Source organism: Nonomuraea sp. NPDC050556, from assembly GCF_044457355.1.
Lineage (GTDB): Bacteria > Actinomycetota > Actinomycetes > Streptosporangiales > Streptosporangiaceae > Nonomuraea.
Map to the genome: position 1 here is coordinate 2,016,098 of NZ_JBITGU010000002.1, position 13,276 is coordinate 2,029,373.

16 protein-coding genes are annotated in these 13,276 nt (G+C 69.2%); 7 read left to right on the top strand and 9 right to left on the bottom strand.

Translation table 11 applies throughout. The features are described from left to right. Nucleotides 1-20: 20 nt before the first annotated feature. The 3 genes from ACIBG8_RS27720 (at nt 21) to ACIBG8_RS27730 (ending at nt 2,400) form a co-directional block, all read left to right on the top strand. On the top strand, nt 21-680 hold the full coding sequence (locus ACIBG8_RS27720; protein ID WP_397345864.1) for a sigma-70 family RNA polymerase sigma factor: 660 nt from the start codon (nt 21-23) through the stop codon (nt 678-680). A 59-nt stretch (nt 681-739) separates the two neighbouring features. Continuing rightward, on the top strand, nt 740-1,405 hold the full coding sequence (locus tag ACIBG8_RS27725) for a DUF5667 domain-containing protein (protein ID WP_397345865.1): 666 nt from the start codon (nt 740-742) through the stop codon (nt 1,403-1,405). Nucleotides 1,406-1,518: 113 nt separating this feature from the next. After that, nucleotides 1,519-2,400 carry an HAD family hydrolase gene (locus ACIBG8_RS27730; RefSeq protein ID WP_397345866.1) on the top strand — a complete coding sequence of 294 codons (882 nt, stop codon included), beginning with the start codon at nt 1,519-1,521 and terminating at the stop codon, nt 2,398-2,400. Here ACIBG8_RS27730 and ACIBG8_RS27735 read toward each other — a convergent pair. The 9 genes from ACIBG8_RS27735 to ACIBG8_RS27775 form a co-directional block, all read right to left on the bottom strand. Continuing rightward, nucleotides 2,365-3,354 carry an alpha/beta fold hydrolase gene (locus tag ACIBG8_RS27735; protein ID WP_397345867.1) on the bottom strand — a complete coding sequence of 330 codons (990 nt, stop codon included), beginning with the start codon at nt 3,352-3,354 and terminating at the stop codon, nt 2,365-2,367. The two genes, ACIBG8_RS27730 and ACIBG8_RS27735, sit on opposite strands and share 36 nt — an antisense overlap. A gap of 43 nt (nt 3,355-3,397) precedes the next feature. Next, nucleotides 3,398-4,378, bottom strand: coding sequence for an LCP family protein (locus tag ACIBG8_RS27740; RefSeq protein ID WP_397345868.1), 981 nt, complete (start codon nt 4,376-4,378; stop codon nt 3,398-3,400). 2 nt (nt 4,379-4,380) lie between these two features. Continuing rightward, nucleotides 4,381-4,962 (bottom strand): RNA polymerase sigma factor, encoded by a 582-nt coding sequence (locus ACIBG8_RS27745; protein WP_397345869.1) that lies wholly within the window; start codon nt 4,960-4,962, stop codon nt 4,381-4,383. A gap of 158 nt (nt 4,963-5,120) precedes the next feature. Beyond that, the gene (locus ACIBG8_RS27750; RefSeq protein WP_397345870.1) at nt 5,121-6,014 is read right to left on the bottom strand and encodes a lysophospholipid acyltransferase family protein; all 894 of its coding nucleotides are present in this window, start codon (nt 6,012-6,014) and stop codon (nt 5,121-5,123) included. Beyond that, nucleotides 6,011-6,991 carry an NAD-dependent epimerase/dehydratase family protein gene (locus ACIBG8_RS27755; RefSeq protein WP_397345871.1) on the bottom strand — a complete coding sequence of 327 codons (981 nt, stop codon included), beginning with the start codon at nt 6,989-6,991 and terminating at the stop codon, nt 6,011-6,013. The genes ACIBG8_RS27750 and ACIBG8_RS27755 overlap by 4 nt, the downstream gene beginning before the upstream one ends. A gap of 22 nt (nt 6,992-7,013) precedes the next feature. Then, nucleotides 7,014-7,112 (bottom strand): 30S ribosomal protein bS22, encoded by a 99-nt coding sequence (locus tag ACIBG8_RS27760; protein ID WP_018654693.1) that lies wholly within the window; start codon nt 7,110-7,112, stop codon nt 7,014-7,016. A 153-nt stretch (nt 7,113-7,265) separates the two neighbouring features. Beyond that, the gene (locus ACIBG8_RS27765; RefSeq protein WP_026214222.1) at nt 7,266-7,469 is read right to left on the bottom strand and encodes a helix-turn-helix domain-containing protein; all 204 of its coding nucleotides are present in this window, start codon (nt 7,467-7,469) and stop codon (nt 7,266-7,268) included. A gap of 312 nt (nt 7,470-7,781) precedes the next feature. Next, a complete protein-coding gene (locus ACIBG8_RS27770; protein WP_397345872.1) occupies nt 7,782-8,561 on the bottom strand; it encodes a phosphatase in 780 nt (259 codons plus the stop codon). Between the two features lie 9 nt (nt 8,562-8,570). After that, nucleotides 8,571-9,734 carry an acetoin utilization protein AcuC gene (locus ACIBG8_RS27775; RefSeq protein WP_397345873.1) on the bottom strand — a complete coding sequence of 388 codons (1,164 nt, stop codon included), beginning with the start codon at nt 9,732-9,734 and terminating at the stop codon, nt 8,571-8,573. A gap of 35 nt (nt 9,735-9,769) precedes the next feature. On the opposite strand from ACIBG8_RS27775, the gene ACIBG8_RS27780 reads away from it, so the two are divergent. From ACIBG8_RS27780 to ACIBG8_RS27795, 4 genes are all read left to right on the top strand, one after another. Continuing rightward, nucleotides 9,770-10,897, top strand: coding sequence for a sensor histidine kinase (locus ACIBG8_RS27780; RefSeq protein WP_397345874.1), 1,128 nt, complete (start codon nt 9,770-9,772; stop codon nt 10,895-10,897). Continuing rightward, a complete protein-coding gene (locus ACIBG8_RS27785) occupies nt 10,894-11,547 on the top strand; it encodes a response regulator (protein ID WP_397345875.1) in 654 nt (217 codons plus the stop codon). The genes ACIBG8_RS27780 and ACIBG8_RS27785 overlap by 4 nt, the downstream gene beginning before the upstream one ends. Nucleotides 11,548-11,619: 72 nt before the next feature. Further along, nucleotides 11,620-12,510 carry an ABC transporter ATP-binding protein gene (locus ACIBG8_RS27790; RefSeq protein ID WP_397345876.1) on the top strand — a complete coding sequence of 297 codons (891 nt, stop codon included), beginning with the start codon at nt 11,620-11,622 and terminating at the stop codon, nt 12,508-12,510. After that, a complete protein-coding gene (locus ACIBG8_RS27795; protein WP_397345877.1) occupies nt 12,507-13,262 on the top strand; it encodes an ABC transporter permease subunit in 756 nt (251 codons plus the stop codon). The genes ACIBG8_RS27790 and ACIBG8_RS27795 overlap by 4 nt, the downstream gene beginning before the upstream one ends. Nucleotides 13,263-13,276: the final 14 nt, after the last annotated feature.

Consider the following 13,276-nt stretch of genomic DNA (forward strand, 5'->3'; position numbering starts at 1 on the left):
CTTACCCCCAGGGATACCGGATGCCTGATACCTGGCCGTTCGCCGGGCTGTTACCTCCAGCTACTGCTGGGGGTACCCGGACGAGCGAGCTTGCCGTGCGCGAAGACGTCCGCGAGGACGTCTCCGACGACCTGCGCACGCTGGTGCTTCGTGCCAAAACCGGCGACAGCGACGCTTTCGGAACGCTCTACGACCGGTATGTGGATCTTGTCTATCGCTATATCTACTTCCGGGTCGGATCCACCCCGCTCGCCGAGGATCTCACCAGCGAGACGTTCCTCCGCGCACTTCGCAGAATCACTGACTTCACCTGGCAGGGCCGTGACTTCGGGGCCTGGCTCGTGACCATCGCCCGCAATCTGGTCGCCGATCACTTCAAGTCGGGCCGCTACCGGCTGGAGATCGCGACGGGCGAGGTCATCGACGTCCCCCTTGACGGGACCCACATTCCGGAGAACGCGGTCGTGACCGCGCTCATCAACGACCGGATGCTGCGCGCCGTCCGAGACCTCAACCCCGAACAGCAGGAATGCGTGGTTCTGCGCTTCCTGCACGGACTGTCTCTCGCGGAGACCGCACTGATCATGGGGAAGAAGAGTGGAGCGATCAAGGCGCTGCAGTTCCGTGCGATCAGAGCTCTGGCCAGGGCTCTCAAATCGGAGCTGCGCGACCTCGCGTAACCTCAGCCAGCGGCGCCTCGTTAGGCAAGTGTCAGTCACCAGTGATCGTGGGAGCCTTCATGGGTAGGTCGCGGCGCGCCCAGGCGCGCCTGTTGAACCACCTGGCCGAGCTGCGCAGGACGCCGCTCGGTGGGGGGCCCGATCCCGCGTTCCGTTCACGGCTGCGCGACCGGCTGATGACCGCGCCCCTGGAGCAGGAGGAGCCGGTATCGTCGCAGGCTCCTCAGCTTCGCATACGGCCGGCGGCGCGCTCGCACCGGGCGCCGCGGATCTCGTGGTTCTCGCAGCTGGCCACGTTCGGGCTGGCGGTGGGGATGATGGCGTCGGCGTTCATCACCTACCAGTCGGTGCCTGGGGACACGTTGTATCCGCTCAAGAGGGCGGCTGAGAGCACGCTGGTGGGGTTGAGCGCGGACAACGAGGAGCGGGCGGCCCGGGAGCTGGTGTCGGCCAAGGAGCGGGCGTCCGAGGTGGCGGCGTTGCTGGGGTCCTCCGACAGCGGACCACTGGTGACGGCGACGCTGAAGGACATGGAGGAGTCGACCCGGTCGGCGATGAGCATGCTGCAGCGCTCGAAGCACCGCAGCTCGCCGGACATCAGCGACTTCGCGGAGGACCAGCGCAAGACGGTCGAGCCGATGCTGGAGGAGCTCGACCAACCCCAGCAGGACCAGGCCAACAGCTACCTCAACTACATCCAGGGCCTGGTAGTCCCCTCCCACTGACCCCCTCAAGAGAGACCTTTCTGTTGGGTGTTCTGAAAGGACCCCAGCCCGTCAGAGGGGAGGTCTCCATGGGTTTGGGTCGCATGCACCCGTGGCGGTTAAGCTGAGTGGCTATGAGGCGGCTACTGCGACGACGGCACGATGCGGAAGCTGAGCACGCCGGCGAGGTGGCAGCAGCGGCGGCGATCACCACCCTGCCCGCGGAACCCGACATCCAGGCCGCCGCCTTCTTCGACGTCGACAACACCATGATGCGCGGCGCCTCCATCTACCACTTCGCCCGCGGCCTGGCCACGAGAGGCATGTTCAGCGGCTCGGACCTGGTGAAGTTCGCCCTGGGCCAGGCGGTCTTCCGCCTGCGCGGCAACGAGAACCCCGAGCACATCGCCGTCGCCAGAGAGACCGCCCTGGCGTTCGTGGCAGGCAGCAAGGTCGAGGACGTCGTACGCCTCGGCGAGGAGATCTACGACGAGGTCATGGCCGACCGCATCTGGTCAGGCACCAGGGCCCTCGCCCAGGCCCACCTGGACGCGGGCCAGCGCGTCTGGCTGGTCACCGCGACCCCGGTGGAGCTCGCCAGGGTCATCGCCCAGCGGCTCGGCCTGACCGGCGCCCTGGGCACCGTCGCCGAGTCCGACAACGGCATTTACACCGGCCGCCTGGTCGGCGACCTGCTGCACGGCCCGGCCAAGGCGGAAGCCGTACGAGCCCTGGCCAGGCGCGAGGGCCTCGACCTGACCAGGTGCACCGCTTACAGCGACTCCGCCAACGACCTGCCGATGCTCTCGCTGGTGGGCAGCGCCGTGGCCATCAACCCGGACGCCGAGCTGCGCGAGCACGCCAGGAAGCACGACTGGCCGATCAAGGACTTCCGCACCGGGCGCAAGGCCACCATGACCGCGCTGCCGATCGCGGCGGGAGTGGGCGCCGTGGCCGGAGCGGTCGCCGCGGGCATCGCGCTACGCAGGCACTACCGCGCGCGCGGCGAGTTCTGACAGCGCCCGGTTGACCACCTCGGGGCGTTCCATCCCGACCATGTGACCGGCCTCCGGCACGACGACCAGCCTGGCCCCCGGCACCGCTGCCGCGATCCTGCGCGCGTGCGACGGCGTGGTGAGCCGGTCGCGCTCCCCCACGATGACGACCGTCTCCACCGCGCTCAGAGCGCCGAGTACGGCCAGCTTGTCGTGGGCCAGGATGCCGTGGAAGAAGCCGACCATCACCTCGGTGGGCGTGGCGGCGATCATGTCGTTGACGAAGCGGACGTGCGAGCTGTCCGGCTTCCTGCCGAAGGCGACGTAGCGGGTGACCGGCAGGTTGGTCCGCGCCTTCAGCGCCACCCGCCGGTCGAGCTGGGCCGCCCTGGCCAGCATGCCGTCGAGCACGACCGGGGTGAGCCGCGACACCACCCCCTTGGGCAGGCCGAAGGTGTTGCTCGCCAGGTCGCCAGCCGAAGTGCTGAGCAGCGCGACGCCGACCACCCGGTCGCCGAACAGCTCGGGGTGCCCGGCGGCGAGGCCCATGATGGTCATCCCGCCCATGGAGTGGCCGACGAGGATCACCGGCAGCCCGGGCGGCACGACGGCCTCGATGACGGCGTACAGGTCGTCGCCGAGCTGCTCGATCGTGCAGGACTCGTACGGCCCGGCCGAGGAGGAGCCGTGCCCGCGCTGGTCGTAGAGCACCAGCATGGCCTCGCCGTCCAGCGCCTCCCGCTGGAAGTGCCAGGAGTGCCTGTTCAGCACCCAGCCGTGCGCGAAGACGACGGCGTACTCGGGCGCCTCCGGCGCGGACACGTCCACGGCCAGCCGTACCCCGTCTGAGGTGGTGACGGTGACCGGGAGCCCGCCTCCCACCTGGGGGAAGCGGGCTTTGGGGCGGGCCGCTCTGACCAGCCCGATCACGGCTCCCGCCAGGAGCCCGGCCATGACCACATGACGCGCGCGCATGCTCAGAAGATAACCTTTGCTGGACATTCCGTCCAATAGGGAGTTATCTCAGTTCGGCGAACAGCTTCTCGGCCTGCGGCTGGGCGAGCTGCAGGCGGTTCGGATCGGCGGTGTAGGCCTCGACGGGCACGCTCCGGAAGACCGGCGTGCTGCCGTCCACCTCGGTGGCCACCGCGTACATGGTCTCCATGCCGAAGCCCTCGGTCGTGGTCACCCACTTCTGCGTGGCCTGGACGAAGTCGCGCAGCCTGCCCGGGTCGGCCAGGCTCTTCTTCGCCTTCACGACCAGCGCCTTCATGAGGACCTGCTGGCGCTTGATCCGCGCCAGGTCGGAGCCGTCACCGAACCGGCGCAGCCGCATCCAGCCCAGCGCCTGGTCCCCGTCGAGCACCTGCTTGCCCGGGGCGAGCGTGAGCTTGCTCTTCGGGTCGTCGATCGCCTTGGGCACCGTGATCTCGACCCCGCCGAGCGCGTCGACGATCTCCTTGAACCCGCCGAACTCCATCGACATCGCATGGTCGATGCGCAGGTTCGTCACCGACTCGACCGTCTGCACGGCGCAGCCGAGGCCACCGGCGTTGAAGGCCGCGTTGATCATATTGAGCTTCCCGCCGCCGCACTCCGGGGTCTTGACCATCAGGTCCCTCGGCAGGTTGACCGCCGTCACCTTCTGCCGGTCCTCGGGGATGTGCACGATGATCAACGTGTCACTGCGCTGGCCCGCGAGGGCCTGGTTCATGCCGCTCCGGTTGTCCGAGCCGACCAGCAGGATGTTGAGCGCTCCGGTGATCTTCATGGGCCGGGCGCCCACGGGCAGGGGAACCGTCTTGTGGCTCATCAGGAACAGGTTCGGCACGGCCACCGCGAGCGCGGTCGCCAGCGCGGCCAGGCTGATCATCATCCAGCCGCGCAGCCGCCTGCGCGGGCGCGCCGCACCCAGGCGGTTGCGCTGGGCGATCAGCGTCGCCGGTGGTTCGTGCTCCAGGTCGCGCCCGAGGTCGCGGAGCATCTTCAGGTCATCCATGGTCACGCCTCCTCGTGCATCGGGTTGGTGTCGCCGAGCGCCGCGCGAACCTTGCGCCTGGCCCTGTTGAGCCTGGAGCGCACGGTCCCGACGGGGATGCCGAGCGCGTGGGCGACCTCCTCGTAGGAGAGGTCGGCCCAGGCGATGAGCAGCAGGACGTCGCGGTCCTTGGCGGGCAGCGCGGCCAGCGCCTTCACCAGGTCGCCGCGCGAGGCCTGCGCCGTGACGCCGGCCAGCACCCGCTCGACCGGCGACTCCACGTCCCTGGCCCCTGGGGTACGCAGCAGCAGGCGGTAGCGGGCGGCCTCGGTGCGGTGGTGGCGGGAGACGAGCTTGGTGGCGATGCCGAACAACCAGGGGCGGGCGTCGGTGTAGGTCAGGTCATAGCTTTTGCGCCGCGCGAACGCGACGAGAAACGTCTCGCCGACGAGGTCCTCTGCGGGCTCGGGGCCCAGGCGTTTGGACACGTAGCGGTAGATCATCCCGGAGTAGCGGTCGAACAGCGCCGCGAACGCCTCAGGATCGGCCAGGGACTCGGCAATGAGGTCGGAGTCCTGGCCCCGCAATGTGGTCGGTGCGCTCATCGCGGCCTTCCATCGGGAACATGGTCAGCCATATCTCGCCACCACACGGGAAACGAGTTCACGCCACCCACCGGAAAACCCCCCAAACCCCCAAAAGAAGGGATCTCGGGTCGGTGGGTGAGTTGTCCACAGGCGGGAGCCGTACGACGGGAAGGTCCTTAAAGGAACGCATGCCCTCTGCGGAGGCGCAGCTCGTTGAGCATCTGCTGGATGACCTCGCGCACGTGGTCGGTGAGGTTGAAGACCAGCATCGGGTCGTCCGCCTCCGCCGGGTCGTACTCGTCCGTCCTGATCGGCTCACCGAACTCGATCATCCACTTGGACGGCAGCGGCACCAGCCCCAAAGGCCCCAACCACGGAAAGAGCGGAGTGATCGGCAGGTACGGCAAGCCGAGCAGCCGAGCCAGGAACTTCAGGTCCCCGATCTTGGGATAGATCTCCTCGGCCCCCACGATCGCCGTCGGCACGATCGGCACCCCCGCGCGGATCGCCGAGGCCACGAACCCGCCTCGCCCGAACCGCTGCAGCTTGTACCGCTCCGCGAACGGCTTCCCCACACCCTTGAACCCCTCGGGAAACACCCCGACGAGCTCCCCCTTGCGCATCAGCCGGTCCGCGTCCTCGCGGCAGGCAAGCGTGTGCCCCGTCTTGCGCGACAGGTGCCCCAGCACCGGCAGCTGGTAGACCAGGTCGGCCCCGAGCAGCCGCACCGCCCGCCCCGCCTCGTCGTGCAGCGCGACCTGCATCATCAGCGCGTCGACCGGCAGCGTGCCCGAGTGGTTGGCGACGACCAGCGCCCCGCTGTCGGCCGGAACGTTCTTCAGCCCGACCGTCTCGACCCTGAACCAGTGCCGGTAGAGCGGACGCAGCGCCTCCAGGACCACCTTGTCGGTCAGCTCGGCGTCGAAGCCGAACTCGTCGACCTCGTAGTCGCCGGTGATCCGCCGGCGCACGAAGGCGAGCAGCTCGGCCAGCTTGTCGGGGGCGGGCTCGAAGGAGGGGGCGGACGTGATGGGAATCACCTGGCCGCCCTCGGGAGCAGGTGAGGTCACGCGGCACCTCTGAGTCGAGAGTGGAGGAAGTCCTCGAACGCGGCAGCCGTGGTGAACTTGGGGCGCCAGCCGAGCTCCGCCTCCAGCGCGCTGGAGTCGACGGCCCTGCCGTGGCTCATCAGGCGCAGTTGTTCCGGCGAGAAGTCGACGAGGCCGACGCTTCTGGCCGCCTCGCCGAGCCACCGGAAGGCGGGGGCGAACAGGGGCAGCGGGATCCGGCCCGCCCGCCGTACGCACTGGGACAGCAGAAGCACGCCTGCCCCGGCCACGTTGAACGTGCCGGGGTGGTCGTCTGTGGCCATCCGCCGCAGCACCTCGACCGCGTCGTCCTCGTGGACGAACTGCAGCCGGGGGTCGAAGCCGAACACGGTCGGCATGACGGGCTGGGCGAAGTAGCGGGTCAGCGGCGAGTCGACGCCCGGACCCATGAAGTTGGCGAAACGCAGAAGTGACACCGCGATGTCGGGGCGCCTGCGCGCGAAGCCCCGGACATATCCCTCGACCTCGACAGCGTCCTTGCCATAGCCATGGCTCGGAAGGTCGTGAGGCTCCACGCCCTCGGTGAACACCGCCGGATCCCCGGGCGACGAGCCGTAGACCGCGGTGGTCGAACGGACCACCACGCGTCGCACGGTCGCCGACCGCTGACAGGCACCGAGCAACTGCATGGTGCCGATGACGTTGTGCTCCTTCATGTAAGCGCGGCCCGCATTGCGGGAGGGTGCGCTCACCAGGCTCATGTGCACAACGGTGTCGATGTCGGCAGCCGCGATCACCTGGGCGATGTCGGGGCTGCGCAGGTCCACACGGACGAACTCCGTGCGGCCTAGGGATTTGCCGCCGTCTCGGGTCAACGAGGGTGGCGGCACGGTGTCCACGCCAATGACGCGACTGATGTCCGGGTCCGCCGCGAGAACGCTCGCCACCCGGGCGCCGATGTGGCGCGAGACCCCGGTGACAAGCACGGTGTGGGTCATCGGCGCCTCACAGATGCGTCTGCTACTTCTTGTTACGCCGCTGGATGCGGGTCTTCTTCAGAAGTTTACGGTGCTTCTTCTTGGCCATCCGCTTGCGGCGCTTTTTGATGACAGAGCCCACGGGACCCCCAGGTACTGATAGCAAGGCTGAATCGATGTGCGAGCGCACACCGGCTCACAGACTACCGGCGATCCACGGTAGATCGCCCCCTGGGGGTCATCCGCGTCGGATTCACGACGAGCCGGAGCCCGGCGCTACCTCAACTACGGGACGTCATCCCGCCTCGATGTAGGCCTCCCGCAGATAGTCGTGCACCGCCTGCTCGGGCACTCGGAACGACCGGCCGACTCTGATAGCCGGCAGCTCGCCAGAGTGCACGAGACGGTACACCGTCATCTTGGACACCCTCATGACCGTGGCCACTTCTGCCACCGTCAGGAACTTCACCTCGCTGAGAGGTCTTTCGCCTGCACCCATCGGACGCCTCTTCCGCACGTGTTTCCGGGTTATCCCCACTGGTGCCATTGCTCACGCACGTGTACTGCCGTCAGCGTAAGTCGGGACTCCGAGTGCGCAAACCCCCTATTTTCTCAGTTATCGGAGCCACCTGTCAGCCAAACCAGCGAAGTCGCTGATCAGGAGCCGGGCAGCATCCCTCGCCTGGACGTTGGAACCGTCCAACTTCGTACACATAAGAGTCGCCCAGGCCCCCTCAAAAGTTGGCAAAGGGACGGCGAGCCTCTTGGAATGCAGGCGCGAAAAGACGGTATGGGGAGGACCGAATTCAACTCAAAGGGCTCGTGAGACTCGTGTGACGAGCCTCTCCGTCAACGGCGCGTAATAGCGCGGAAGCACGTTGTCATCGAGCGGGACCACAACGTCGATCTTCCCCTCCGCCTCCCCGACGAACAGCGCCGGGTCGTTGCAGTCGGCGAAGCCCACGGTCGGAATGCCCGCCTCAGCAGCGGCTCCGGCCCATCCGTGATCGGCGATGACGAGATCGGGGCGCTCGTCCAGCGCGGCGAGCATCGCCTCCATGGGCGCCGGGTCGTGGGTGTGCACGAAGCCGCCCTTGTCGTCGAGCATCGCGACGTCCTCGAGGTAGCGGATGATCCGCGTACGGCCGAAGCCGTGCCCCCGGTGGACCCAGCCCTCGGCCGGGGTCAGCAGCGTCGCCCCGCGTGCCGAGGCGAGCCGCGCCAGCGCCAGGTGGATGACCAGCAGCCCGGTCGGGTGGCCGGTGGCGAAGAGAATCCGTGGACTGTCGGCGGAGAGCGCCGCGGCGATCCGGTCGGCCATGGCGTCCGTGGCGTCGATCGTCAGGTCGGGGTCGATCGTGTCCTGGCCGTAGCGGTGGCCGGGATCGGCGATCACGCCGCACTTCTTGGCCATCAGGTCGAGCACGTCGCGGAAGGACCAGTTCTGCGAGGTGGTCAGGCCGAACATCATCCACGGGTCGCGGTTGGCCAGCGAGCTGAAGTGGTCGAGGTTGTTCTCACGCGGCGTCGCGACGTCTCCCGCTATGCGGGTGCGTATCAGGTGCTCGCGCAGGTCGTCGCGGGTCAGCAACGGTCCTCCCTAGGGCATCGGGTCGAGGCCGTGCAGAGGGAATACCGCGTTTCGCGTCGCCATGACCGCACGGTCAATGGGGTCCGCTGGGTCATAACCTCCGGAAAGGTCGCGAAATTCCGGGACCCGTCCGTCGGTCATGGTCAGCGGGGCCGTCTCACCGGTCCGCTCGCGCACGAATTCCTGCCAGGCCTGGGGGGTTCTGGTGCCCGGGTCGAGCGGGTGGCCCGACGCCTCGGCGATCAGGTGCGTCCAGGCCCTGGGCACCACCTGGACGAGCTCGTAGCCGCCGCCCCCCGTCACGACCCACCGGCCGCCCGCCGTCTCGTGAGCGAGCCCGTGGAGGGCCGCGTAGGCGGTGCGCTGACCGTCGACGCTCAGCATCAGGTGGGCGAGCGGGTCGAGCGCGTGGCTGTCGCAGCCGTGCTGGGTGACGAGGAACTCCGGCTGGAACTCGCGCAGCAGCGGCGGAACCACCGCGTGGAAGGCGCGCAGCCACCCCTCGTCCCCGCAACCGGCGGGCAGCGCCACGTTGACCGCGGTGCCCTCAGCGCCGGTCTCCTCCGGCCAGCCCGTGCCCGGGAAAAGCGTGCGCGGGCTCTCGTGCAGGCTGATCGTCAGCACCCGCGGGTCGTCGTAGAACAGCGCCTGCACGCCGTCGCCGTGATGCACGTCCACGTCCACGTAGGCGACCTTGGAGACGCCCTGCGACAGCAGCCAGGCGATCGCGATCGCCGGATCGTTGTAGACGCAGAACCCGCTGGCCATCCCGGCCATCGCGTGGTGCAGCCCGCCGGCGACGTTGACCGCGTGCTCCGCCGTACCCTCGAACACCGCTCGCGCGGCGGCCAGCGAGGCGCCGGCGATGAGGGCCGAGGCCTCGTGGACCCCGGGGAACGCGGGGTTGTCCGTGGTGCCGAGCCCGGCGGACGGATCGGGCCTGCCGTCGGCGGAGACGCGCTTGACCGCCTCGATGTAGTCGCGCTTGTGCACCAGGGCCAGCTCGTCGTCCGTCGCAGGGGCGCATCCGGCGAGGTCGACCCGGTCGAGCACGCCCAGCTCGCGGGAGAGCGCCATCGTCAGCTCGACCCTGACCGGCGCGAGCGGATGCCCGGGACCGAAGTCGTAGGAGACCAGCGCGTCATCCCAGATAACTCGTGCGAGTCCAGCCATGCGCCGACGTTACCGCAGACGCCTAGCCTGGGATCATGCGGCCGTTCGTCAGGGCTTGGAGGTTCTTCTCCAAGCCACAGGTGTTCGACGCCACGATCGTCATCCTGATGATGGCCGCGGCGGTCATCGGCCTGGTCGGCAACGTCCTCATGGGCAACCCCGGCGACCTCATGCTGGGCGCGTGGGTGTTCCTCGTCACGGCAGTCCCGCTGCTGTGGCGCAGGCGGTATCCGCTGCTCGTGGCGGCCTTCGCGGGCGTCGTCGACGGCGTGTCCCAGCTCACCGGCGCCACAGAGGCCGGCAACATCCCCTCCTGGATCGCCTTCTACAGCGTCGGCCGCTACACCTCGGGCAGGCGCACCGCGATCGCCACCTTGGTCGCCGTCGTCGCCTCGTCGGCCGTCGCCCAGCTCGCCGACGGCCGTCCCGGCAGCGCGGTGGCCGGCGGCTTCTCGCCACTGCTGCTCATCGGCATGGGCCAGTTCGTACGGCTGCGCGGCGAGCTGAAGGCGCGCAGCGAGCGGGAGGCCACGGACGCCGCCGTGCGCGCCGAGCGCAGGCGCATCGCCCGCGAGCTCCACGACGTCGTGGCCCACCACCTGACTGTCATCAACGCCCTGGTCGGCGGCGCCCGCGCCACCATGGCCACCAGCCAGGACGACGCGCGCGACGCCCTGCGCAGCGCCGAGCAGACCTCGCGCGCCGCGCTCGCCGAGATGCGCCAGCTCCTCGACGTCCTGCGCGCCGACGACGGCGACCCGGCGGCCGACGTCTCCACCGGCGTCGGGGCCGCCGGGCTCCCAGCACTGGTCGAGCAGGCCACGATGGCAGGACTGCCGTCGAGCCTCAGGGTGACCGGCGCGGCGGTGCCGCTGCCCGCCGCCGTCGACCACGCGGTCTACCGGGTGGCGCAGGAGGCGCTCACCAACTCGCGCAAGCACGCGGGAGGGGCGCGGGCCAGCGTACGGCTGGCGTACTGGCCGGCCGCGGTGGAGATCGAGGTGCTCGACGACGGGATCGCCGTGGGCGCGTCGTCCACCTCCGGGTTCGGGCTCGGCGGGATGGCCGAGCGCGTGGCGCTGTGCGGCGGGCAGTTGCAGACTGGTCCGCGTCAGGAGGGCGGGTTCCGCGTCCACGCCCGATTCCCGTTGGAGCAATCATGATCTCCGTGCTGCTGGTCGACGATCAGGCTCTGGTGCGTACCGGCTTCAAGCTCATGCTCAACGCCGAGCAGGACATCACCGTGGTTGGTGAGGCGGCTGAGGGCGGCGCGGCCGTCGAGCTGTGCCGGGCGCTGTCGCCGGACGTCGTGCTCATGGACCTGCACATGCCCGGCATGGACGGCGTGACGGCCACCGCGAAGATCGTCGCGGAGTTCCCGGGGACGCGGGTGCTGGCACTGAGCACGTTCGACCTCGACGAGAACGTCGTCGCGTCCCTCCGCGCCGGCGCGTCCGGCTTCCTGCCCAAGGACATCTCGCCCGAGGAACTCGTCGAGGGCGTGCGCGTCGTCCACAGGGGTGACTCGGCCGTGGCGCCGCGGCTGCTGACGCGGCTGATCGGCACCTTCGTCCGCGCCGCAAGGATGCCCGAGGCGCCCAAGACGCTCGACGGGCTGACCGAGCGGGAGTGCGAGGTGCTGACGCTGATCGCCCGCGGCCGCTCCAACCCCGAGATCGCCCAGGAGCTGCAGGTCTCGCCGTCCACCGTGAAGAACCACGTGACCAGCCTGTTCGGCAAGCTCGACGTGCGTGACCGGGCGCAGGCGGTCATCGTGGCCTACGAGGCAGGTCTGGTACGGCCGAGCGGTTAGGACCTGGCTCCTACGCGCGGAACCGTCCCGCAGCAGGACGTTTTCCCCGGTCGCCCGCGCGAGCCTGGACGTATGACTGCCATCCAGGCTGTGAACCTGACCAAACGTTACGGGGAGACCGTCGCGGTGGCGGGGCTCTCCTTCACCGTCGAACCCGGCCAGGTGACCGGATTCCTCGGCCCCAACGGCGCGGGCAAATCCACCACCATGCGGATGATCCTCGGCCTCGACCGCCCCTCGGAGGGCAAGGTCCTCGTCGACGGGCAGCGCTACGCCGACATGAAGCACCCGCTGCGCAAGATCGGCGCGCTGCTCGACGCCAAGGCCGTCCACGGCGGCAGGAGCGCTCGCAACCACCTGCTGTGCATCGCCCAGAGCAACGGCCTGCCCGCCTCGCGCGTGGAGGAGGTCCTGGCCGTCGTGGGGCTCACCGAGGTCGCCAAGCGGCGCATCGGCGGCTTCTCCCTCGGCATGTCCCAGCGGCTCGGCATCGCGGCGGCGCTGCTCGGCGACCCCGAGATCCTGCTGTTCGACGAGCCGGTCAACGGGCTCGACCCCGACGGCATCCTGTGGATCCGTACGCTGATGCGCAAGCTGGCCGCCGAGGGGCGGACCATCTTCGTCTCCAGCCACCTGATGAGCGAGATGGCGCAGACCGCCGACCACCTCGTGGTGATCGGCAGGGGCGCGCTGATCGCCGACACCAGCGTGTCGGAGTTCATCGGGCGCAGCTCCCAGGGGTACGTGCGGGTGCGCTCCCCCAGGCTCGCCGAGCTCACCGACCTGCTGGGGACCGGCGACCTCTACCCGGACCACCTGCGGGTCACCTCGCGGTCGGCGCTGGAGGTCGGCGCCGTGGCGGCGCAGCACGGGGTGGCGCTGGAGGAGCTCGTGTTCGTGCAGCCGACGCTCGAGGCGGCCTACATGGAACTCACCAAGGACAGTCTGGAGTACAGGTCATGACCGACATCCTCAGGTCTGAGTGGACCAAGATGCGCTCGGTGCGGTCCACGATGTGGACGCTCGTCTCTGCTGGCGGGATGCTCTTTCTGCTGGGCGGGCTGACCACGTTCTTCATGGGGCGCGATCCGCGCAACGCGGTGCCGGGCTTCGACGGGACGGGGGCGGCGCTGGTCGGGTTCTCGTTCGCGGCGATCGCGATGGCGACGCTGGGGGTGCTGGTGATCTCCAGCGAGTACCGGACGGGCATGATCAGGACGTCTCTGCAGGCCGTACCGCAGCGGTTGTCGTTGCTGGCGGGCAAGGTCGTGGTGTTCACGACCGTCTCGCTGGTGTTCACCACGGTCGCGTGCTTCGCCACGTTCTTCGTGGGGCAGGCGTTTCTCGGCAGGCAGGGGATGGACGCCTCGCTGGGCGACCCGGGCGTCCTGCGGGCGGTCGTGGGGACGGCGCTCTACCTGACGGCGAGCGGGTTGTTCGGGCTGGGGCTGGGGGCGCTGATCCGGCACACGCCCGGGGCGATCGTGACGGTGATCTCCTTGATCATGATCCTTCCGCAGCTGACCGGCATCCTGCCCGACGCGTGGGGCCACACGATCAACCGCTATTTCACCTCGAACGCGGGCGCCCAGATCACCCGGCTGACCACCTCCCCCGACGCCCTGGGCCCGTGGCAGGGCTTCACGGTCTACCTGGCCTGGATCACCGTAACCCTCCTCACCGCCGCCACCCTCCTCCACCGCCGCGACGCCTGACGCGGGGTGGTCGT

What these genes read in the sequence shown, in the direction of transcription:
- ACIBG8_RS27720 (WP_397345864.1), top strand. Translation starts at nt 21, where the DNA reads ATGCCTGATACCTGGCCGTTCGCCGGGCTGTTACCTCCAGCTACTGCT.
- ACIBG8_RS27725 (WP_397345865.1), top strand. Translation starts at nt 740, where the DNA reads ATGGGTAGGTCGCGGCGCGCCCAGGCGCGCCTGTTGAACCACCTGGCC.
- ACIBG8_RS27730 (WP_397345866.1), top strand. Translation starts at nt 1,519, where the DNA reads ATGAGGCGGCTACTGCGACGACGGCACGATGCGGAAGCTGAGCACGCC.
- ACIBG8_RS27735 (WP_397345867.1), bottom strand. Translation starts at nt 3,354, where the DNA reads ATGCGCGCGCGTCATGTGGTCATGGCCGGGCTCCTGGCGGGAGCCGTG.
- ACIBG8_RS27740 (WP_397345868.1), bottom strand. Translation starts at nt 4,378, where the DNA reads ATGGATGACCTGAAGATGCTCCGCGACCTCGGGCGCGACCTGGAGCAC.
- ACIBG8_RS27745 (WP_397345869.1), bottom strand. Translation starts at nt 4,962, where the DNA reads ATGAGCGCACCGACCACATTGCGGGGCCAGGACTCCGACCTCATTGCC.
- ACIBG8_RS27755 (WP_397345871.1), bottom strand. Translation starts at nt 6,991, where the DNA reads ATGACCCACACCGTGCTTGTCACCGGGGTCTCGCGCCACATCGGCGCC.
- ACIBG8_RS27765 (WP_026214222.1), bottom strand. Translation starts at nt 7,469, where the DNA reads ATGGGTGCAGGCGAAAGACCTCTCAGCGAGGTGAAGTTCCTGACGGTG.
- ACIBG8_RS27775 (WP_397345873.1), bottom strand. Translation starts at nt 9,734, where the DNA reads ATGGCTGGACTCGCACGAGTTATCTGGGATGACGCGCTGGTCTCCTAC.
- ACIBG8_RS27780 (WP_397345874.1), top strand. Translation starts at nt 9,770, where the DNA reads ATGCGGCCGTTCGTCAGGGCTTGGAGGTTCTTCTCCAAGCCACAGGTG.
- ACIBG8_RS27785 (WP_397345875.1), top strand. Translation starts at nt 10,894, where the DNA reads ATGATCTCCGTGCTGCTGGTCGACGATCAGGCTCTGGTGCGTACCGGC.
- ACIBG8_RS27790 (WP_397345876.1), top strand. Translation starts at nt 11,620, where the DNA reads ATGACTGCCATCCAGGCTGTGAACCTGACCAAACGTTACGGGGAGACC.
- ACIBG8_RS27795 (WP_397345877.1), top strand. Translation starts at nt 12,507, where the DNA reads ATGACCGACATCCTCAGGTCTGAGTGGACCAAGATGCGCTCGGTGCGG.